This is a genomic window from Saprospira sp. CCB-QB6 (assembly GCF_028464065.1).
Classification (GTDB): Bacteria; Bacteroidota; Bacteroidia; order Chitinophagales; family Saprospiraceae; genus Saprospira.
In genome coordinates this window covers 4113230-4133868 of the sequence record NZ_CP116808.1, presented here as the reverse complement: position 1 = coordinate 4133868, position 20639 = coordinate 4113230, and the positions used below count along the sequence as shown (strand labels likewise).

General features: G+C 40.3%; 16 protein-coding genes, 2 tRNA genes and 1 pseudogene. 6 read left to right on the top strand and 13 right to left on the bottom strand.

Features of this window, described 5'->3' with window-relative positions; genetic code table 11:
* Window position 1: 1 nt before the first annotated feature.
* The gene (locus PPO43_RS15810; protein WP_272619569.1) at window positions 2-1438 is read right to left on the bottom strand and encodes a hypothetical protein; all 1437 of its coding nucleotides are present in this window, start codon (window positions 1436-1438) and stop codon (window positions 2-4) included.
* Window positions 1439-1873: 435 nt separating this feature from the next.
* On the opposite strand from PPO43_RS15810, the gene PPO43_RS15805 reads away from it, so the two are divergent.
* Window positions 1874-3652, top strand: a complete 1779-nt coding sequence (locus PPO43_RS15805) for a T9SS type A sorting domain-containing protein (protein ID WP_272619568.1) — start codon at window positions 1874-1876, stop codon at window positions 3650-3652.
* A gap of 63 nt (window positions 3653-3715) precedes the next feature.
* Here PPO43_RS15805 and gldG read toward each other — a convergent pair whose 3' ends face one another.
* On the bottom strand, window positions 3716-5461 hold the full coding sequence (gene gldG, locus PPO43_RS15800) for a gliding motility-associated ABC transporter substrate-binding protein GldG (protein WP_272619566.1): 1746 nt from the start codon (window positions 5459-5461) through the stop codon (window positions 3716-3718).
* A 649-nt stretch (window positions 5462-6110) separates the two neighbouring features.
* Here gldG and PPO43_RS15795 point away from each other — a divergent pair.
* Entirely contained in the window at window positions 6111-7163 is a 1053-nt protein-coding gene (locus tag PPO43_RS15795; RefSeq protein WP_272619564.1) for an NAD-dependent epimerase/dehydratase family protein, read from the top strand.
* 75 nt (window positions 7164-7238) lie between these two features.
* On the opposite strand, the gene PPO43_RS15790 is transcribed toward PPO43_RS15795, so the two are convergent.
* Window positions 7239-7739: a hypothetical protein gene (locus PPO43_RS15790; protein WP_272619562.1), complete on the bottom strand. Its 501-nt coding sequence runs from the start codon at window positions 7737-7739 to the stop codon at window positions 7239-7241.
* A gap of 86 nt (window positions 7740-7825) precedes the next feature.
* The gene (gene argS / locus PPO43_RS15785; protein ID WP_272619560.1) at window positions 7826-9760 is read right to left on the bottom strand and encodes an arginine--tRNA ligase; all 1935 of its coding nucleotides are present in this window, start codon (window positions 9758-9760) and stop codon (window positions 7826-7828) included.
* Between the two features lie 451 nt (window positions 9761-10211).
* Between argS and PPO43_RS15780 the strand changes: the two are divergent.
* Window positions 10212-10666 (top strand): annotated as a pseudogene (locus PPO43_RS15780) (hypothetical protein).
* A 54-nt stretch (window positions 10667-10720) separates the two neighbouring features.
* On the opposite strand, the gene PPO43_RS15775 reads toward PPO43_RS15780, so the two are convergent.
* Window positions 10721-11152, bottom strand: coding sequence for a hypothetical protein (locus tag PPO43_RS15775; protein ID WP_272619558.1), 432 nt, complete (start codon window positions 11150-11152; stop codon window positions 10721-10723).
* A 601-nt stretch (window positions 11153-11753) separates the two neighbouring features.
* Here PPO43_RS15775 and PPO43_RS15770 point away from each other — a divergent pair.
* Window positions 11754-11879 (top strand): hypothetical protein, encoded by a 126-nt coding sequence (locus PPO43_RS15770; RefSeq protein ID WP_272619556.1) that lies wholly within the window; start codon window positions 11754-11756, stop codon window positions 11877-11879.
* Window positions 11880-12017: 138 nt separating this feature from the next.
* Here PPO43_RS15770 and PPO43_RS15765 read toward each other — a convergent pair.
* A tRNA-Asp gene (locus PPO43_RS15765) sits at window positions 12018-12091 on the bottom strand.
* Between the two features lie 28 nt (window positions 12092-12119).
* Window positions 12120-12196 (bottom strand) — tRNA-Asp (locus PPO43_RS15760).
* A 146-nt stretch (window positions 12197-12342) separates the two neighbouring features.
* On the opposite strand from PPO43_RS15760, the gene PPO43_RS15755 reads away from it, so the two are divergent.
* Together PPO43_RS15755 and PPO43_RS15750 are read left to right on the top strand one after the other, a co-directional pair.
* Window positions 12343-13302, top strand: coding sequence for a threonine ammonia-lyase (locus tag PPO43_RS15755; protein ID WP_272619555.1), 960 nt, complete (start codon window positions 12343-12345; stop codon window positions 13300-13302).
* A gap of 9 nt (window positions 13303-13311) precedes the next feature.
* Window positions 13312-13746 carry an acyl-CoA thioesterase gene (locus PPO43_RS15750; RefSeq protein WP_272619553.1) on the top strand — a complete coding sequence of 145 codons (435 nt, stop codon included), beginning with the start codon at window positions 13312-13314 and terminating at the stop codon, window positions 13744-13746.
* 43 nt (window positions 13747-13789) lie between these two features.
* Here the strand turns inward: PPO43_RS15750 and PPO43_RS15745 are convergent, their stop codons facing one another.
* From PPO43_RS15745 to PPO43_RS15720, 6 genes are all read right to left on the bottom strand, one after another.
* A complete protein-coding gene (locus PPO43_RS15745; protein WP_272619551.1) occupies window positions 13790-14260 on the bottom strand; it encodes a ribonuclease H-like YkuK family protein in 471 nt (156 codons plus the stop codon).
* Window positions 14261-14467: 207 nt separating this feature from the next.
* Entirely contained in the window at window positions 14468-15013 is a 546-nt protein-coding gene (locus PPO43_RS15740; protein WP_272619549.1) for a SelL-related redox protein, read from the bottom strand.
* Between the two features lie 108 nt (window positions 15014-15121).
* Window positions 15122-15664, bottom strand: coding sequence for a hypothetical protein (locus tag PPO43_RS15735; RefSeq protein WP_272619546.1), 543 nt, complete (start codon window positions 15662-15664; stop codon window positions 15122-15124).
* A 357-nt stretch (window positions 15665-16021) separates the two neighbouring features.
* Window positions 16022-17833 carry a TonB-dependent receptor plug domain-containing protein gene (locus PPO43_RS15730; protein ID WP_272619544.1) on the bottom strand — a complete coding sequence of 604 codons (1812 nt, stop codon included), beginning with the start codon at window positions 17831-17833 and terminating at the stop codon, window positions 16022-16024.
* A 245-nt stretch (window positions 17834-18078) separates the two neighbouring features.
* Complete coding sequence (locus PPO43_RS15725; protein WP_272619542.1) at window positions 18079-18987, bottom strand: hypothetical protein; 909 nt, start codon at window positions 18985-18987, stop codon at window positions 18079-18081.
* Window positions 18988-19021: 34 nt separating this feature from the next.
* Window positions 19022-20593, bottom strand: coding sequence for an AAA family ATPase (locus tag PPO43_RS15720; RefSeq protein WP_272619540.1), 1572 nt, complete (start codon window positions 20591-20593; stop codon window positions 19022-19024).
* Window positions 20594-20639 lie beyond the last annotated feature (46 nt).

Genomic DNA, 20639 nt, shown 5'->3' with positions numbered 1-20639 from the left:
ATTAGAGTTGTTGAAGAAACCATCTTCTTTCGGTCAAAATGCTACAATCTTCAATTTGTTGCCGCAAGTTTTTTTTCTCTTGGCGATCGTAGGGATTGAGCTGCAATAATTTGCGGCAGAAGCTAATAATATTGAGATAATTTTCCTGATGATAGGAGCGCAATTTTTGCGCTCTTTTTTTTCTATTGACAAAGCTTCGGAAGCTGGCCAAAAAGGATTCCAAAAGATCAAATTCTTCTAGCGCATAATAAATTTTGAGCAACATCACTCGCGCATTGAGTTGCATAAAAAGGTCGGCAAACTCTTGTTGCAAAAGCAGCTCTTGGGCTTTTGCATACTGCTCTTTTTCCAAGGCGAGTTTGGCCCAAGAAAAGCGGGCATAAGCCGCTTGATGAGCTTTGGGCAAAGCGTTTTCATAATCTTTAATAAAATTTGCCACCCAATCGTATGCTTTGAGCCAAAGGCCTACGCTAACAATGTTTTTAAAGGCAAAAGGGCTAATTAATCCCTGCTCAAGCAATAGGTTTTCATTTAATCCAGCACGGTAAAGAGCAAACATTTCTTCAAAGTAGTCTTCATAACCAGGCCGCTGTAAATTGACTTGCTTGGTACAAAAATTTATAGCTAATTGATAAAGTTCTCGCAATTGTTCATCGGGCAAAATATTTTTTTCGCTTAACAACAAACGCTTAAGCTCTCGAAAATCTTCTTCTGCGTCTACAGAAGATTGTAGACGATAACAATGGTAATAAAGCGCCAAAGCTTTGTCTTCCAACAACTCTGTTTGTGCCTCGATTTGTGCTAAAACAGCAGGCAGCAACCCAAAATCATATTGCGTTTTATAAACGGCCTGATGGGCCAGAAATAAACAAGCTTGCCGCAATTTTCGCAGACGATATTCGCTATCCAACCAATGTCCTAAAGCGGGTAAATTTTTAGGCGCGTTTCTACTTTTTCCAGCTTTGGCTTCTTCTTTATAGCGCAATTTGGCCAAGGCGTATTGCCCTTTACGATAAGCTGATGCGCGCTGGGGCTGACGCTCCAGTTGCCGTTCCCATTTATCGGTCTGTTGACCTAAGTGCTTGCTTAACCCAATTTGCTGATAGGCTTTGGCCAAAAGCTCAGCTTTGTACAATGGCATTTGATCGAGCTGCTCGGCAATTAAAAATTCTTCAATTTGCTGCAACAAAAAAGATTGGGCATAACGCAAAAGCGAATCTTCTTCCTTCCTATAAGTTCGTCCAAAAATCGCCTCAAATACTTTTGCTTTTTCCCAAGCTTTGGGCGCTGCCTCTGGCCCCTGATCTTCCATATAAGTCCAAAGCGCCCAAATATCCGCTCGTTGGTTGTGCGCTGGAGATTGCAACCATTTTCTAATACCTAAACGCTGACTGGCAGAAAGCAAGGCAAATAAATGAATGAGCTTTGATTTATACATTTGTTTCTGTTTTTATTTTGGGGCCCGCGGCCAGCTCGGCTTCGCCTCGGTTGGCCGCCGCTATGCTGCGCGGCTCGCTGTTCGCTCGGCCCTGCGTTTTTTTCGCTTCGCTCAAAAAAACTCGGTCTGGCCCTGCGGGCCACCGCTCCGCAGCGCTGGGCCATTGGATCAATAAGCAAAATTAGTTTTTTGACAAAATTTAATCAAAGATAAGTATAAAGCTTGTCTTTCCAATTTTTAGCTTGACAAAGGGGCTAAAATAGATTCTAAACTACAGGAGCTATTTCTTTTCTTTGTAATATGGAAATAACCTTAAATAGCTTCGAATATTCTTGATGACCAAAGGACCGAACACCTAAAGTTTAATGGCTTATTCCCTGCTCAGAAAACTCATTTTAAAACAAAGTCTCCCTCCACCGCAAAATAAAATGTCTTATGAAAACCAAGCTTATTTTTCTCTTTAGCCTTTTTACTTTCTTCTTCTTAGGCCGTAACCAGGCCCAAAATGCTTTTTTAAGTGGTAACCTATATCTCGACGCGGATCAAAACTGTAACGTTTCGGTCCAAGATCAAGATTTGCCACATATTATTATCTCGCTAACGGACTCTACCTCAGGGACGCAGTACTTTCAAAAAACCTCCTCTACAGGCTACTATAGCTTTGATGTGCCAGCTAGTCTCTATAATTTAGAGGTCCACTTTCCCTTTGAACATGATTATTTTACACTTTGTGCACATAATAGCAGCATTCTTCTGCAGCCTAGCCAAGTAGATACTTTAGATCTTTTTGCAAGGGTAACCACCTCTAGAGCAATTCCCTTTGTAGAATTAAGTACAGACTTTATTCCCGATTGTGGCTCAGCTCGCTATTATGTTTATATGGCCAATTTGGGAAATACGGCTTTGTTTAATGGGAATCTATTGCTAGAACTAGATGGAGATCGCATGAGCCTTGATACCTCTAGTATCCCGCTAATTAACTTGGGTAACGAACGTTATCAACTAAATTATTCTTATTTGGCGCCAAGTGAAGACTCTGCCTTTCATTTTACATTTGATGTAAATACCAATTGTAATGATGAGCCAGGAAGTATGCATAAGGTCAGAGCTGAATTTAGTCCACAGATTATTGATTATAATATTGGAGAATTGGCCCTTTCTGCAGATTGTTTAGGCGACTCTATTCAATTTATTGCTAGAAATATTGGTAGACAATCTTTGCCCGCCCAAGCTTTAATTGTGATTGAAGATGATGTGATGTATAGTCAGCCCAATATTGGTACCTTAGATAGCTTGGATGCAGATACGATTATTATTCCGACAAGAACACGTTCAACTTACCGCATTCAAGCGCCACAAACGCAAAATAACCGCTTACTTTCAAGTCAAATGAGTTGGGCGAGCTTAGAAGGCTGTAAACCTGATGCCCAAGGAGGATATAATACAAATTTTGCGGGGCAGTTTTATCAGGATCATGCTGCAGCACATATTGCTTATGATGCCCAAGAAAGCCAAGCTCAAAGAACGGCAAGTTTAAGTCGCGCCTTTCCTAGAGGCTATGGTAGCAACCAATATGTCGAACTATTTACGCCCTTAGAATTTCAATTGGTTTATGAAAAACAAGATGCAGACACAACTGCTGTATTAACCTTGGTCGATTCCATTTCACCTTGGTTAGATCCTAGTAGTTTTCAGTTGGGTGCCCATAATTTGACAGGCTTAGATTGGACTATTTCTGGACAAGGAATTTTAACTTTTAATTTTGCCAATTATAATTTATACCAAGGCGATCGAGTTTTTGTGAATTATCAACTTTACCCAAAAGCTTCTGCCCTGAATCAGTTGGCTTATCAGCAGTATTTAGCTTTAGAGGATGGTCAGCTTAAGCAGCCATCTACCACAGCAATTTATAGAACCTTTGGCCAAAACTTTATAATTAGTAGTTACAGCCATGAGTTAGCTGCACCTATGGCACCTAAAGTGAAAATTTATCCACAACCAGCCCGCCATAGCGTAAACTTAGAACTCCTTTCTGCTGAAACAGCTCCCTTACAATTTGAAATTTATAATTTACAAGGGCAATTGCTTTATCAGTTGGAGGGAGTTGGTCCCCGCTGTCAACTCAATTTGCCTAATTTGCCTCAAGGCATTTTGATTTATCGTCTGCGCACTGGACAAAAAGTTATAGATCAAGGACAGTTGAGTATTTTCTAATATTAGCAGTACTTCATAAAAGTAAAAAGCGAGTAGGATTTCCTACTCGCTTTTTTTATGCGTTTAATTTGCGTATCTGCGTCGACGTAAGTAATAGTAAATGAGGCCAAAAATACCCAAAACAATTAGTGGAATGCCTAAATTGATAAATTGCCAAAGGCTTTCTTGATCAAAGGCGCGTTTTTGGTCCAATGGTCGCAAACGAATTTCTCTATTGCGTAAATTAACTAAACCCGAGTCATCTGTGAGGTATTCTACACAAGCCAATAAAAAATCTTGGTTGGCAAATAATTTTGGTCCAAAATCGGGAAGAAAACCCGCACCTAGCGGATAATGTCTTTGGCTGGGCGCATGATAATTATTATAAGCAATATCTCCATCAGAGATGACAATCATTTTGCTGGGGCGGCTAGTCATTCGGATAGGGTAGTTGCCCGCTCGCTTCCAAATATTTTCTGTGCCTGGAGGAAGGCGGTTTTTAAAATGAGATTCAAATTCCCCCTCTAACAAAACAGCTACATTTTGATGCCCTTTGGTAAAAGCCTCTGGTCCAATAGCCGGATCAATGACACCAAAACCAATGCGTGTGGGAGGATATTGTAGTTTACTATACTTGGAGCTTCGCAGTAAGGGTGTCTTTTTTACGTTGGTTTTTGTACCAACAGTATCAATACTTGAAGGATATTTTGTTAAAACAAAATCTAAATTTTTCACAATGGGGTGATCAATTACAGATTTACCTGTCTCCAAGCCTTCTTCAGGGGTTGCAAAAGGTTTGACTAACGGATAGTAAAACCATTTTGGATTTGATTTTTGGTTGGGGCCCGATTGTAATCCTCCAAAGGCCGCAGCATCATAAGAAGCGATTAAGTTATTATTTACGCGAACACCATAATTAAAAAGCAACTTTTGAAGGTCAAGCTCTCTGGGAATAGGAACATGAAAGCCTTGAGGGTTTCCTAAACTATCATCTTCCATATCCAAGGCGTCAATCATCCAAAGAATGCGCCCACCATTCATAACATACTGGTCCAATTTAAATTGATCATCATAACTAAATTGACGTTTGGGCTTGGCAATGACCACTAAACTGACGGAAGAGTCAATTTGATTGAGCCGAGAAAGATCTACATGCTTGGTGCCATAATTTTCAGACAATGCTTTTTCAAAGCCATAAATATGGCGAAGTGGCAATTCCCCATGATTATTGATAAAAGCAACTACGGGTTTGCTTTTCAGTTGTAGTTTTTTAATAGCCGCAGCAAATTTATACTCCAAGCTATTAATAGATGCAGAAATATCACTAGGCTGATAGTACCCATCGCCTAGCTCTATCATATTGATGACTTCAAAGTTGTAACCTGAGCGCACAATGGCAAAAGGGAAAACTAAAATCATTCGACCCTGTCGCGCATCCTTAATTTGCAGAGGCATAATTTTTTGTTTGGCCAATTGTTGCTGCAAGGCTTTGACCTCTTCTTCAGTACCATCTAAGGGATTGACAAAACGATAATTGAGCATGCCGCCAGATCGTTCCTTAAATAACCCCATCAAATCTTTAAGGTTATTTTGTAGATGTCGAAAATCAGAAGGAAATTCGCCATCAAGCAAAATTTCGATGCTCACAGAGGCTGTATCACTGGGAAGTTGAGCCAAAAGCTCTGCGGTAGCAGGATTGAGTGTGAAGCGTTGGTCCTCTGTTAAATCAATTTTACCATAAATAAAGCTGCCTAAAACATTCAGCACGATAATGATGAGTGCCATGAGTGCAAATTTTAGCAGAGAGCTCGCTGCTTTTTTAGATTTCATCGGATAACAATTAGAAGTGGTGATAGAGACACTTTAATAGTGTGCTCAAAAATTCTAAGGGGCTCAAGATACAACCCTTTGGGCATTCTGAAAAATTTGTTCTTCTGCGAAAAGAAGAGGGTTTTGCTTGGCAGATAAATTATCGCCTGAGCAATTAGCTCTTTTTCTTCGGCTTGAATTTTTTAGTAAAAAAAACTAAACTAGATTTTGTTGGTGCGCTCTAAATTTTTGGCTAAAAGCGCAGACTTTTTTAAAAACCTAAATTTGAAGGGTAAATAAAAAAAGGCAGAAAAATCAAACTGATTTTTCTGCCCCTCACTAATTGAAAGCCGCTAATTGAAAGGGAATTTGAGGACCAAAGAAAAAAAGATGGTTGTGCAAAAAAGGCGAGCGAAGCGAGCCTTTTGGCCTAGCGATGCGAAAGGGGGCGGCGAAGCCGCAGACCCAGCAAAAAACTTGTTTTTTTGCGCAGGGCCGAGCAGACCTGCGAGCCCCAAAGCGTAGCGCCGACGAGCGTAGCGAGGCGGAGGCCCCAAATTCAGCAGACAAAAATAAAAATGCAGAGATTTATGTTCTTTTTTCCTTTTTTTATGTGGGGCGGTTTATTTTTTATGCGAGATCTTTGTCATGCAACAAAAACAAAGGAATTATGCAAATTGATAAAACGAAGCCAGTAATGGTGACAGGAGCTACGGGGTATGTAGCAGGATGGTTGGTAAAAAAATTATTGGAAGAAGGTTTGACCGTGCATGCAGCAGTGCGTCAGCCCGACAACAAGAAAAAAACAGCGCATTTGGATAAATTGGCCGCTAATAGTCCAGGCGAAATAAAATATTTTAAGGCCGACTTATTAACCAAAGGGGCTTATTTTGAGGCCATGCAGGGCTGCTCTGTTGTTTTTCATACGGCTTCACCTTTTATTAGTAATGTAAAAGATCCGCAAAAAGATTTGATTGAGCCAGCAGTAAAAGGAACAGAAAATATTTTGATTGCTGTCAATCAAACACCATCGGTGCAGCGTGTAGTTTTGACTAGTAGTTGCGCCGCTATTTATACAGATGCTTCAGAATGTAAAGGTTATCCGAATGGCGAATTGACTGAGAAAATTTGGAATACAACTGCTTCTCTAAAGTATCAGCCTTATTCTTACTCCAAAACTTTGGCGGAGAAAAAAGCTTGGGAAATGCAAAAGGCGCAAAATCGTTGGGAGTTGGTGACCATTAACCCTGCATTAGTCATGGGGCCGCCACTTAATCCAAAAGCAACAACTTCAGAAAGTTTTACGATTATGAAACAACTTGGCGATGGGACCTTTAAAATGGGAGCGCCAAAATTGGGGATGGGCATCGTTGATGTGCGTGATGTAGCCGAAGCACATTTTCGGGCTGCTTTTTACCCCAATGCAAAAGGACGTTATATTACGGTGGGACACAATAGCGACATCTATACGGCCAGTCAAACACTTTTGCCCAAGTACGAAAATTATCCCTTACCGAAAAAAGTGGCGCCCAAATGGTTAATTTGGTTAGTAGGGCCAATGGTCAACTCGGCAATGACAAGAAAATTTGTACAAAATAATGTAGGACATGTTTTTAAAGCAAATACCAACAAAATTCGTAAAGAATTGAATATGGAATTTTTGCCCTTGCAAAAAACAATGCAGGATAGTTTGCAAGCCTTAATTGATGCAAAGATTTTGTAACTAGAATATTTATATAAAGTAAAAGCCCATGCAGAATTTCTGCATGGGCTTTTTTATTTAAGGAAAAAACTTATCCTAGATAGTTGACTTAAGAGCCTTAGGAACAAATTTTTTCTTGTAAGTAGCATATTCTTCTTCAGTAAGTTCTTCTACTACATAGTTACCTTTTTTGTCATAAGTAACTTTTGCATAGGCAGGGAAGTCTTCCTGCTCATTGCTAGTAAGTGAAGGATCGATAAGGGGTGTACCTTCTACAATGAAACCATTTTGGCCATAAAGCAAAAAGTAGAAAGATTTAGAATAGATAACTCCATCAGTTAGAGCAACTGCACCAGGAGTTACTTCAATAGCTCTATCAATAGCTTCCTTTAGGTTAGGAAAACCTGTAGGAATAATTAAGATAATGTGAGCAATGTCCTTTCCTGTAACACGCTCCTTTCCCTTTTTGAAATTTGCTGCATTGCTAAGATCTACATTTTTTGTAGAAATGATGGTAAAGTCAACCATGCGCTGTTGGCAAGAACCCAAGCTAAAAACGATTAGCATAAGGAGAGAAAGACGAACAAACTGTTTCATTTGTTTGAAATTATTATAAGTAATTAAAAAATATTGGGCGCAATACTAGCACTTTTTTTTAAAAAAAAGTAAAATAAAATAAAAAATTACATCCGACTTGGCATTTTCATACCTAAAATAGCCCCAGCTTGTTCAATCACTTGAGCTACAGCTTGGCTAAGATCTAGACGGAAACTACTCGCTTGAGGCGCATCAGCATCTAGAATTTTTACAATATTCCAAAACTGATGATAAGTTTTGGCCAATTGATAAAGGTAGTTGGCAATTTCAGCTGGATTATATTGCTCGGCTGCTCTTTGTACTAAATTCGGAAACAGCTCAATGTTTAACAATAATTCTCTTTCGATGGGCGCCAGTTGATACTCTGCATAAGTGGTTTTGCTAAAGTTTTTCTCAGCAAAAGCTCTTTGCACCGATTGGCAGCGAACAAAAGCATTCTGAATATAAGGGCCCGTTTGTCCTTGCAAGTCAATAGACTCTTTAGGATCGAAGAGCATTCCTTTTCTGGGCTCTACTTTTAAAATGAAAAACTTGAGTGCACCCAAAGCAACGGCCTCATGAATTTCTTTTTGTTCTTCAATCGGCAAAGCGCTAAGCATATCGCGCTCATTAGAAGCTTCAGCTACTTCATCAATTAGTGTTTGCATCAAATCATCGGCATCTACTACTGTACCTTCACGAGATTTCATTTTTCCTTCGGGCAATTCAACCATACCATAAGAAAGGTGGTGGCAATTTTTTGCATAAGGTTGCCCGAGGCGATTCAAAATTTCAAAAAGTACTTGGAAGTGATATTCTTGCTCATTGCCCACCACATAGACCATGCGATCCATTTTATAATCTTCGTAGCGAAGCAAAGCGGTGCCCATATCTTGCGTGATGTACATAGAAGTACCATCTTTGCGCAAAACTGCTTTTTGGTCCAATTTGGCATCCGTCAAATCAATCCAAGTAGATCCATCTTCTTTTTTGAAAAAGATAGGCGAATCGCTCTTCAAATTATTTTCAACCAGTTCTTTTCCTTTGAGATAAGTATTCGACTCATAATAATTTTTGTCGAAATCTACGCCCAAACGTTTATAGGTAGAAGCAAAACCCGCATAAACCCAATTGTTCATTTTTTCCCAAAGCACCTGCACTTCTGCATCGCCAGCCTCCCAAGCTTGTAGCATTGCTTTGGCTTTTTGGCCCAATTCACTACTCTGATTGAAATAACTGTTTTTATAAACTGACTTAAAAAAGTAAGCTTGAATCGCTTCTTCCGTAGGGGCCGTCTTTTTATCTTCCGATTTTTTTGTTAGCTCTTTTACGGCCTTCTTATATTTTTTCTCATCGGCTAAAAAGGCTGCAAAAACAGCTTGTCCCGCTTCGCTAGCTTGCCAAATTTTATATTCTGCCTGAAAAGCTTGCTCAAAGCGAACATAATATTTGCCCACCAAATGATCGCCTTTTAATCCACTGCTTTCTGGGGTTTCGCCTTCGCCAAACAGTTGCCAAGCCAACATAGATTTACAAATGTGAATCCCGCGATCATTGATAATTTGCACTTTTTTTACCGAGTAGCCCGCAAATTTGAGCAATTCAGCAGTCGAATAACCCAAAAGGTTATTCCGAATATGTCCCAAATGCAAAGGCTTGTTGGTATTGGGCGAAGAATATTCGACCAAAATTTCATTCTCTTTGGCTGCACCTTGTCCATAATTTGGATTGCGAAGCAATTCGGCCAACAATTCTTGCCAATAAACATCGGCAATTTCCAAATTGCAAAATCCTTTAGCCACATTAAAAGCAGCCACTTCTGGACAGTTTTGTAGCAAATATTGTCCTACTTCCTCCGCTACTTGCTCTGGTTTTTTACGAGCCGCTCGAACAAAAGGAAAAACTAATACAGAAAGTTGGCCCTCAAAATTTTTAGGGGTCTGATTGATCTGCAGTTGTTTGTCGGCCAAATTTTCTAGGCCATAAAGTGTATTCAATCCCTCTTTCAGGGCCGTTTTGAGTCTTGTTTCTATATAAATCATTCCTTTAGCTTAAATTTTTTGCAAAGAAAACCTTTGTTGACTGAAAAGAAAAGCTTTGCCCCTAAAATCTTCTTTTTTTGGAGGAGTATTTTGTTTTGGGGCCCGCGGCCAGCAAAGCTGGCCGCCGCTACGCTTTGGGGCTCGCTGGTCGCTCGGCCCTGCGTTTTTTTCGCTGCGCTCAAAAAACTTGGTCTGGCCTGCGGCCACTGCTGCGCAGCGCTGGGCCTGCACAACCTTAGTTTTTCTCAGGGCTTTTTTCTTCGGCAGGTAAATCCCCCTTTCAATTAGCAGCTTTCAATTAGCAAGGGCAGAAAAATCAAACTGATTTTTCTGCCCCTTTTTTGTTTTGCGCTTAAAAATGAAGGATTTTTTTATCTAAAAAATTATACTTCAGTCTGTTGTCCTTTTCATTTTTTAGGCGTAACTTGAAAAACAACAAAAAAATAGCCCCATGATGAGTCTCCAAGAAAAAATGCAGGATTATAAATTAAGCAAGAAAATGCTCAAAGCTTTTTATGGCATTTCTTATCCCACTTTGCGCAAACGTCTACGGGCTGCAGGTCTGGAAGAATTTATTGGTCGTAGAAAATTTCTATTTGCCGAATTCTTGCTCATTTTTAAGGCACTGGGCAACCTACAGCCATTTTGGAAGAAGTTGCCGAACTAGCACTCATTTATGAGCAACTTTTAGCCTTGGGCCTATTAAAAGGACCGTCTCAAAAAGATTTGCCGCAAAAACAGTTGGACCAACAGACAAAGACTAGAAAAAGTCACAAATTGATTGCGATCAAACAACCTGTGGATTTATTAAATCGCTTTTTAAGCAACTATTATCAAGTTTTGCTAAAAGGCGGGGAATTATTGTACAACTCAGCCGAAAAATATGCTTTTAAACTAGCCGTATAACAAAAAAAATCTCCCTTAAAGCAGGGAGATAAGAATAAGGTTGAAAGTTTTTGCTTAAACTTTAAGCACAGTCAAGGTCGTCTCAGAAAAAGCACCAATAAAAGACTTTCCATTATTACAAACGGCCCATTTTCCTTTCACTTTTAAATTGGCATCTTCTGTTACTTCATAAACAGCTTGTATACTGATAGGAACTCTTTGACCTTTTTGTCCAGTAAAATAGACACCCTTACCAATTATTTGGTCATTGACCTCAATCGCAAACCAGGTTCCTGCATTATTTTCTTTTCCATTATTCCAAGTATCAGGAGCATTAAGTGTAATTAGGAGTTGTTCCCCTTTTTTGGCAGAAACAATAAGAGGAACATCATCTAAAGGTAAATCCTCGAATGTGGAATCATCCTGAGTATTATGAACAAGCTCTATAGATTTACAACTAGAGGCTGACTTGTATCTTTTTCTTTTGGTGTGATATAGTTTAGACATAGGAAGTGTATTGGTTTGTAAAGACTTTAAAGTAATTAAATATTTTTACAGTGCATTAGCTTTGGCTTAAAAAAATGATTTTCAAATAGCGGCTTTCAATTAGCAACTGGATAAAAAACAAGGACAAAAATATCTCTTGGAAAAAAACTGGCCTGATGGTAATGAATGGATTTTTTACCACAATTTTTTCTGCTAGATGTTATGAGCCGATGGTTTTAACCGTCGGCTCATTTTTTTGGATGTAGAATGGCCTCCCTTTTTGCTGTGGGTTTTAACCCATTGGTACTAGAAATCGTAGAGAAAAATAATTTTCTCAAAACCGCCGAAGAAAACAGCCAAAAGAAAAAAGACCGTTGAGCGGCCTAGCGATGGTAGGCAGTGCGGCACAGCCGCAGACCAAGCAAAAAACTTGTTTTTTGCGCAGGGCCGAGCGACCCGACCAACGGGAGCCGACGCAGCGAAGCAAGTAATAGCGAGCTGCGACATAGCCCGACCCAAGCGAAGCGTAGGGGCAGCCCCAAAAAAAAAAAAAACTGTACAGATAGGTTGGTCCGTTGTGCTTTTTCTTTGAACTATTGAAGAAAAACTAAAACGAATGTCTATGTCAGTAAGAATTTACCTCCTCAGTGTATTTAGCTTTTTGATTTTTATGGGAAATCTGCAAGCGCAGGAAGAAAATGACCAATTTTGGCGAGATTATAATCAGTTTGCGATGATGACAGATTAAGAGGGGAACAGGACGGAATGGAAAGAAACCTCAGCCAATGAGGTTTTTTAGTACCCAATTATATGGAGATCGAGAAATGGGCTTAAAATTTATATTTAAGCAAAAAAAAGCCGCAACGAAAGTTGCGGCTTAAAAAAGCGGTCTGGACGGGACTCGAACCCGCGACCCCCTGCGTGACAGGCAGGTATTCTAACCAACTGAACTACCAGACCATATAGGTCTTCTTTTTTAAGAAAAAATTGGCGGTCTGGACGGGACTCGAACCCGCGACCCCCTGCGTGACAGGCAGGTATTCTAACCAACTGAACTACCAGACCAATTTTTTATTCTTGCTTTCCTTTGAGAGCGGCACAAATATAGAGCGTCTTTTTTGTTTTTCCAAAAGCATTTTGGAATTTTAGGCTAATATTTTTACAATATATTAACAACTACTTGATTTAGAACCTTATATTTTTTTGAAAAAATGTCAGTACATCTTCCAGCTATATTATCTGCCGAAAATATTAGGCAACGACAAGCTCTTATTCAGCCCTATCTTAAAAAAACGCCTTTGCTTCAATCGGAGAAGATAAATGCCTTGGCGGGCTGTAAAATTTATTTTAAGTGCGAAAATTTTCAGTATACGGGTTCTTTTAAATTGAGGGGAGCGCTTTCGGCGGCCTTGCTTTTATCTGAAGAAGAGCGAAAAAAAGGATTCTGCACGCATTCATCGGGCAATCATGCACAAGCTATTGCTAAAGCGGCGCAGATGCTGGCTTGTCCGGCTTATATTGTGATGCCTGAAAATGCGCCAGCCTTTAAACAGCGAGCTACAGCAGAATTGGGAGCTGAAATTCGTTTTTCTCCGCCCACTACTGCGGGACGAGAAGCGGCTTTAGCGGCTTGGCAAAAAGAAACGGCTGCATATTTTATTCATCCCTATAATGATTATGATGTCATTTTGGGCCAAGCGAGTTGCAGCTTAGAAATTTTGGAGGAGCTTTCGGATCTAGATGGAATTTTGGCGCCTATTGGTGGGGGAGGGCTCTTGAGTGGTAGTTTGTTATCGGCCCATTACTTTCGGCCTGGCCTAAAGGTTTTGGGTGCAGAGCCTCAGCTGGTCAATGATGCTTATTTATCTTTGGCTGCGGGAAAAATTATTGAAAATAAGCGAACAGATACGCTAGCAGATGGTTTACGCACTACGATTCGGCCCAAGACCTTTGGCGTTTTTCAAGAATTGCTTTCCGAAATTATTTGTGTAGAGGAAGAAGAAATTATCTTAGCGCTTCGCCTAATTTGGGAGCAACTAAAAATTGTTGTAGAACCTTCTTCTGCGGTTCCACTTGCTGCTTTATTAAAACATAAAGCACGCTTTAAAGAACAAAATTGGGCTATTATTTTGAGTGGGGGCAATGTAGATTTAGATCAATTGCCCTTTTAAATTCTGTTTATGCGTGTCAAATTACCATTAGCTAAGCGCTATCCTTTTGAAACTCCTTTGTCTATTCGCGTCAATGACCTAAATTATGGCAATCACCTATCTAATGATCGCTTTTTAACCTTGGCCCATGAGGCGCGCATGCGATTTTTTGCCCGCTTAGGCTATAAAGAAACCGATTTTGCTGGAGAAGATCTCATTATGTCTGATGCGGCCCAAATGTTTTTAGCCGAAGGTTTTTGGGGCCAAGAAATTGTCATCCAAATTGCCGTAGGCGATATCTACAGCCTAGGGTTTGATTTGCATTATCGCTTTTTGCGGCCCGAAGATCAACAGGAAATGGCCCGCATCAAAACGGCTTTACTTTGTTATGACTACCAAGCACAGAAGTTAGTGCGCCTGCCCAAGGAGGCCGCCGAAAAATTAGAAAAATATCAAGGCTTTTAAAGCAAAAAAAAACGCCTAGCCAAATCGGCTAGGCGTTTATCATTTAAACGACTTTATCGGCACAGCTTGAGCTGGCAAAAGCATGAGGTTTGGCTTTAAATTCATAACCCATACCTCGAATATATCCCATGGCTTCTTTTAAGGCCACATTAGATTTAAAATTGCTATCCGTGCTGATGTCTGCATGAACTTCCATTTGCACCCCATGGGCCGCAAAAATATCAGTCAATTCATAAGCCACGGCAACAGATTTGGCTACTTCTGTAATCATTCGCTCCCGAATGCTCATTTGCCCAGTTTGCAGCTCTGGCTTAATATACATGAAACCACCCTTGCCCTTACGCAGAAAAACAATCACCGTCGCAAAACTGATTTGCTTGCCTCGCACCTGCGAATCTGTTCCGATACAAACCTTGATGTCATGACCCTCGGCCAATTCTTTTGCTAAGGTTTTGTCTACGGCTTCCTTAATAGGCAGCAAAATTCGACTTCCGTTTAGTTTTCGCCAATTCATTAAAATAGGATTTTGGGCGACCTAAGCCGCTGTCATAATAATCATGTGCTTCTATTTTATTGTTGAAACACAATCACTTAAACTATGACGAGCTTTTTCAAGTTCCCAAGCTCCTGATTTATAGGTGATAATATATTAAGCCCTTATTTTTTATTTTACTTAAGTTGTTGGTTTTCAGTTGTTCGTGTTCTTGGTTTTGGGCTGGGTTTAATTTACTTTTAGCGCCAAATAATCCGCCACAATTTGCATATAATCTGCCCGCTCAGCTGCTGTACTATGAATAAATTCTAACTTAACCTCGCCAGCTTCCAATACAAAAACACCAGGCATCTGACTAATACTTCCATATTCCTTACTAATACTCGGCAAGCTAAACCCCTCAGCCAAAGCTTTCATACCACCTACCACCACTTTTAGTCCATACAATTGACTAAAAGTGCCTTTTTTTAAGCCAAAATAAGCGTACAGACTTAAATCAGGGTCAGAAACATGCCCTATATCTGGCAAATTAAAATGATGCAAACGCTTATTTGCTAGCTCTTCTGGAGCCATATGGACAATAATTGGCAATAAGCCTTTGGCCTCTATCTCTGCTCTCACTTTCGCCAAATCAGACATGGTTTGCTTGCAAAAAGTACAACCAAAATGCCGCAAAAAAATAAGCAGAACAGGCTGCCTTTGCGAAAGCTCTAAAAGATTTTCATCTTTCTGAGTGTATATCGCCTCTAGTATTTCTGGATCTACTCGCATCATAATTTTTCCTTATATCTCTTAGCAAGATACAACAGCAGGCAGAAAAAAAAAAGCTAGCTCCCAATAAGGAAAGCTAGCTTTTATACTTTAACAGACTCTTAGAGTTCTCTATTTAGAAGCAGTCATTTGATCTTCAGCAGGAACTTCTTTTAGCTGTACCATCATAACGTCTTGGATAAGAGATAGTTCTCTGGCAACTTCTACAGGAGAATCTACGTTGGCATTAGGCGCCAAAACCAAACCCTCACTCATATCATCTACCTCAAATTGCTGAACAATAAGCAAATTGTGACTCGCCAAGAGCTCATTAAATTGATCATTGCCCGTTTGGCTGTAATCTCCAGTACTAAATACTTCCGCCCAAGAAGTGGCCGCATCATAAAGCACAACATAATTGTACTCTTTTTGCTCCATCTCATTGATCTTATTAAGTGCTGTCAAACTCAAGTCTTGCTGACTTTGTCCCTTCTCAAAAGCAACTAAAGAAGGATAATAATAAGCTTTGGCCTTCACTTTTTTCTGCTGCCCAGCTCTAGTTTTATCCATATTCTCTGTGTCAACTACAGATGCGCTAAGGTCTTTTTGGTCTACATTGTTTTGGCAAGCTGCAAATAAACCTACAGCAAAAAGGAACAAAAGTAATTTTTTCATAGTGGTTATAGTTTTATAAAACTTTAGGTATCACAGGAAAAGTAGATCCTTCCCATCAAAATTGGGGCCACAAAGTTATATTTTTCACTGCTCTTTGCTGCAATCTTTCGAGACTTCTGAGCAATTCAAAATTAGAACAAAGCTAAATAACTTTTACGTTCCCAAACTAGCCATTTTTTAAATTGTTTTTTGTTTTTGGGCCTCCGCCTCGCTACGCTCGTCGGCGCTACGTTGCGCAGCTCGCTCTTTGCTCGGCCCTGCGGCCTGACGGCCTTGGTCTGCGGCTGCGCCGCACTGCTGCACATCGCTAGGCCGCTCCACCAAGTTGGTAACTTAGGTCGGTCCGCTTCGGCTATTTTATCGAGCACTAAAAAACAAACTCAATTCCCATTGTTGCAAAGGCAATGGCCGAGCAGAGACCAACTGATATTCTGCTCCCCAAAGGTTATGCACTTGCAACTGCAGGCGAATCGGATATTGGGCCATTTCCCCCTTCCAACCCAACTGAATTTGGCCCAATTGATAAGCCGCCAAGGCTTCTTCATTCAATGCATCCAAATAACGAGGGGCATCCCAAAGATGATGATAGCCCAAACGCCAAGTTTTATATTGGTAATTTACAGCAAAATTAGCCGAAAAAATAGGACGATACTCTAGTTGTTTATCTCGCAAATCTACCGAAGGACTTTTATGTCGGCTAATGCGGTTGTAGTTGGCGCCAATTTGCAGTTGCAACTGGCCCAACTGCTTCAAATTAAAGCTTTTTTCGCTGCTCCAACTGGCTCCTCTGGCCCAAACTGCCGCCAAATTTTGGGGTTCCCATAAAGCCGTATTGGGATTGGGTAGCCATAAAATCCAATTCTCGACTTCCTGGTTAAAAAAACTGAGTTGATGCAAACCCCATATTTTGTGTTGCCAAAAAATATTGAACTCTTCTTGCCAGCCTTGTTCTACTTGCAGCTCTTCTTGGCCCACTAAGGGCCAAAATCGATCATTTAGTGTTGGAAAGCGAATGGACCGCTGCAAACTAACTTCTAGGCCTAGTCCCGCAGCCCAAATTTTCCTAAAACTTAGATGACCCGCAGGAAAAACACCCAAATTAGATCGATGGGCCAAAGATAATTGTCCTTCTAATTCGGCTCCTAAAATACGCTGTCGAAGGCCCACAGAAAGACGACTTTGTTGTTCTTTTTTTATGTCTAGATAACTACTGCTTTGAACCTGGTTTTCCCCCCAGCGCCCATTAATGAGCAAAGCTCCATTTTTTAGGGCAAAAAACTGTTGGGCCTGAATAAAAATACCTTGTGTGAGATGCTCTTCACTACTCAAATCACGGATATAAGTCATATCCTGATAGAGATAGCCCAAACGTGCCTGAAAAACAGAATGCTTAAAGCTTTTTTTCCAGTTCAGGCTGTTTCGCCAGCTCAAGGTATTTTGTGCTTCGCTGTTAGCTTGTTGGGCTTGCAAAAGCGTAGGCGGCAGCTCTTGCTGGTCCTTTTGGAGCCAGCTTCTTAGGCTCAGTTGGCCCTTAAAAAGAGGAAAATCTAAAGTATAAAGTGCGGCTTGACGAGCCGTTTGGGCTTGTGTTCTTCTTTTCCAAGGCTTGGGAAAGCCAAAAGCTTGTAGATCTCGGTAGGGATAATCATTTACAGCAGATTGGACCAATAAGCGGAGCGATTGCCGCCAGTTATTTTTGGCAAAGGCCAAGAGAAATTGCTGCTGCTGCCTGCTAAAACTGCCTAAACTACTGCCAAAGCCTACTTGCCAGCCTTCTAAACGAGGCGATTTGCTACGCATCAGTAAGCTGCCGCCTAATGGCTGAGGAACACTCAAGCCGCCAGCTCCAGCTTGCCAGCTTAGTTGATCGATAAAAAAGAGGGGAATAAGATTGAGGTCGCTTTGGCCCAGCATTGGGTTGGCCAGATTGAAGCCCTCCCAGCGCAGGAGGTTTTGCTCTGGGCCGCTTCCGCGGCTAGAGAGGGTGGCCAGTTGTCCTGGTCCATAGGAGCGGATATGTATACCCGCTTCTTTTTGCAATAAATTGGAGAGGTTTCGGCTACTTTCTTGTTCTAGTTCTATGGTAGAAAACTCCTTTTTGCTAAAGGGGATTTGCTCTGTTTTCTTTTGGGCCGAGATGGCCACGGTTTCTACAGAATCACTCATCATTTGGGCCAATAAACTGCTAGGCAGTAGCAGCGCAAAAAGGGCGCAAAGCGCCCAATTTTTCAGGCCGTTTAGGCCTGTTTTCTTTTGGCCTAGCGATGTGCAGGGGGGCGGCGTAGCCGCAGACCAAGCGGGCAAAGCCCGCGCAGGGCCGAGCGAATAGCGAGCCCCGCAACGTAGCGCCCGCCGCAGGTGGGAGGCCCCAAAAAATGAAGAAGAATTATACAGTTGCATGCCGAGTTTCATTGCTAAGAGTATTCCTCAAGCCATTTCTGAAAGCGTTGGATAAGTAGGTTTTGAAACCTTGGGTCAGGAATGATATTATTAACTGATAAGTTAATTAGATATAGGGCATTTGTCTTTAAATACTGCCAGAAGAAAGCATATTCTTTATCAACTTGAGAATTGCTTTCTAGTTTAGCTAAGAGGCGGTAAAAGATAGTTTGTAGATCGGGAAGTTGGATTTTTCCTGTTGCCAATTGGGATAAATGGAACAAGAAATCATCAAATAAGGCTATTATAATGTTGGCTCTTCGAGTCTTTAGGTAGTCTCTATCAAGTCCTATTATTTTTATTGTAGCATCAGCCCGTTTATATTCTAAGTCTGTTTTCTTTAGACCTTTTTTGACTATTATTGCTGCTGTCTCAAGATTGAAATCAAAATAGTCAAAGGGATCAAAGTCTTGCTCTTCTGGATGTAGTAAAAGGGGCACTTCTTGGCTAAGGTAGAGTTCGTTTAATTTTTGGTCTGACTCAATAATTTCGCTGAGATGGTTACAGGAGGGAGTTGTTTTATGGCTGTTATTCACTGGGAAATGATTCCTTTTTTGTCTTTGATTGCAACTTATGCAAGCTGGGAGTAAATTGGTCCATTCGTAAGCTAGCCAGTAATAACCTGGGTGAGCAGTATTTTCGGTAACTTCTTTTTTGGGACGATAGTGTTCTATGTCAAAACCGTCTAATAAACTTTCACAGTAAGCACATTTATTGTGATAGAGTTCGTTCAACTTTTCCTTTACAGAAGTATCACCATAGTAGTAGGCACTAATTTTACCTTTATTTATAGGTGGACCAATAATTTGCCTTCTATTATTGAGGCAACTTTCCGAGCTTAGTTTGGCTGGAATTGAAAGAGGTTCTTTTTGGACAGGAATCATCAGATACTATTATTGTGCTTTAGGTCATAGGAGGTTAGTCTTCTTCCTCTTCTAGTTCTTTGAATAGTGCTTTTAAATGCTCTTTAGCTTGTTCTCTAGCATTTTTGTCTTGCATAGATGCACTGAAATTAAGGATTTCCTCTTGTTGTGCACTGATTGGAGCCAAATCATCCATATTGAAAATATCAGAGCTTAGGATGAGGTTGGGAAGTAGTTTTGGCAGCTCTTGTTCTAGTCTCTCTAAGCGCCTTACCGTGATTCCATCTTTTTGAGTTCGGTTAAGCGTAAGGATGACACTATTCTTGGGAGCGCCTAAAAGAGGTATAGGGCTATGAGTGGATACTACAAAAATCAATTTGGGAAAAAGCTGACTTAATATTGTAGGCAGCTTTCTTTGCCACTTTGGATGCCAATGCAGGGCAATTTCATCGATAATGATAAGGCCAACAAACTCTTTAGGGTCAATAACATCTGGTTGACGTTCATATAATCTGATAATCATATCCCCAAAAAGCGCCAATAAACTGCGATAACCTGCAGCTAGTTCATCAAAACTAACAGCTTCAAAATAGCTTTCTTCTGGAGCCTTTTCTTTATACCAAATTGATTTCTTAGCTACGATTTCAATTTTTAAGGCAGGCAATAGCTCCTCTAGTATTTGTTTAGTCTTCTCAAAACGCTCGCGGTCTAAGAGATTCCATTCTAAGAGTTTGTCTTCAATATTTCTCATTACATATTGACTACTAAACAAGCTCTCAATAGGGTTGCTCGCATGCCTTTGAGGATTGGGGTCTTTATCAATATCTAAACGAGATGCACCATAAGCTAGAACGCTGTGGTAGCTAGTATTTGACCGTCCCTTACTGAAGACAAAAAATGAGGGACAAGCTGTAACTTCATTTTTATGAATAATCGTCCAAAGATTTGCTTGAAGAGGTGAAGGGGATTCCTCGAAGCGTTCTCTTTGAAGCTCACTTTTTGGAAGGTTACCATCTAGTGAAATAGCAAGAGCTTGAAGAAAAGAGGTTTTTCCAAAGCCATTTTCACCCGTTATAAAAAACCAAGAAGCTCCTTTAGGAAGCCCATTTAAGACAATTTTTTTTATTCCTTTATAATTTTCAAACTCCAATGATTCTAACTTGATGGGATAGGCGTAAAATGCGCTTTTAACTTTGAAAAACTGCTCTAAGATAGAAAAGTCCTCGGCATCAATTAGTTGAGTTTCTTCAGCTAAGGGGGTTAGCAGCTCTTGGACTAATTTGCTTGTTGCAGCTTCATCATTTTTAGAAAAAGAAAGAATTTTTATAGGGGGGATTTTCTTTGAGGGGAGTTGCTGAAGAAGTTCTTCCTTTAGCAGTGGTTCTATATTTTGGAAATTAGTGTTAATAATTCCTCCTTGATTTATGTCTAATACAATAATTCCCGCTCTCTTATCTAAGAGGATAAAAGACATCACAGATGATCCACTACTATTTTCTGTTTTTGAATCTTGTAACCAAACTTTATAAAAAACACTGTAGCGTTCGCCCAATTCACTAAATGTTTGGAAAAGGCTAGCTTCTAAGTAATTGCTAAAGCGGTTATCTACAGTTCTAGGAAAAATCATAGCTCATTTTTATGATAAAGATAGTCAATTTATTTAAAGTGAGAGA

What these genes read in the sequence shown, in the direction of transcription:
- gldG (WP_272619566.1), bottom strand. Translation starts at nt 5,461, where the DNA reads ATGAAATCTAAAAAAGCAGCGAGCTCTCTGCTAAAATTTGCACTCATG.
- PPO43_RS15720 (WP_272619540.1), bottom strand. Translation starts at nt 20,593, where the DNA reads ATGATTTTTCCTAGAACTGTAGATAACCGCTTTAGCAATTACTTAGAA.
- PPO43_RS15805 (WP_272619568.1), top strand. Translation starts at nt 1,874, where the DNA reads ATGAAAACCAAGCTTATTTTTCTCTTTAGCCTTTTTACTTTCTTCTTC.
- PPO43_RS15810 (WP_272619569.1), bottom strand. Translation starts at nt 1,438, where the DNA reads ATGTATAAATCAAAGCTCATTCATTTATTTGCCTTGCTTTCTGCCAGT.
- PPO43_RS15725 (WP_272619542.1), bottom strand. Translation starts at nt 18,987, where the DNA reads ATGATTCCTGTCCAAAAAGAACCTCTTTCAATTCCAGCCAAACTAAGC.
- argS (WP_272619560.1), bottom strand. Translation starts at nt 9,760, where the DNA reads ATGATTTATATAGAAACAAGACTCAAAACGGCCCTGAAAGAGGGATTG.
- PPO43_RS15750 (WP_272619553.1), top strand. Translation starts at nt 13,312, where the DNA reads ATGCGTGTCAAATTACCATTAGCTAAGCGCTATCCTTTTGAAACTCCT.
- PPO43_RS15770 (WP_272619556.1), top strand. Translation starts at nt 11,754, where the DNA reads ATGTCAGTAAGAATTTACCTCCTCAGTGTATTTAGCTTTTTGATTTTT.
- PPO43_RS15745 (WP_272619551.1), bottom strand. Translation starts at nt 14,260, where the DNA reads ATGAATTGGCGAAAACTAAACGGAAGTCGAATTTTGCTGCCTATTAAG.
- PPO43_RS15740 (WP_272619549.1), bottom strand. Translation starts at nt 15,013, where the DNA reads ATGATGCGAGTAGATCCAGAAATACTAGAGGCGATATACACTCAGAAA.
- PPO43_RS15775 (WP_272619558.1), bottom strand. Translation starts at nt 11,152, where the DNA reads ATGTCTAAACTATATCACACCAAAAGAAAAAGATACAAGTCAGCCTCT.
- PPO43_RS15730 (WP_272619544.1), bottom strand. Translation starts at nt 17,833, where the DNA reads ATGATGAGTGATTCTGTAGAAACCGTGGCCATCTCGGCCCAAAAGAAA.
- PPO43_RS15735 (WP_272619546.1), bottom strand. Translation starts at nt 15,664, where the DNA reads ATGAAAAAATTACTTTTGTTCCTTTTTGCTGTAGGTTTATTTGCAGCT.
- PPO43_RS15755 (WP_272619555.1), top strand. Translation starts at nt 12,343, where the DNA reads ATGTCAGTACATCTTCCAGCTATATTATCTGCCGAAAATATTAGGCAA.
- PPO43_RS15795 (WP_272619564.1), top strand. Translation starts at nt 6,111, where the DNA reads ATGCAAATTGATAAAACGAAGCCAGTAATGGTGACAGGAGCTACGGGG.
- PPO43_RS15790 (WP_272619562.1), bottom strand. Translation starts at nt 7,739, where the DNA reads ATGAAACAGTTTGTTCGTCTTTCTCTCCTTATGCTAATCGTTTTTAGC.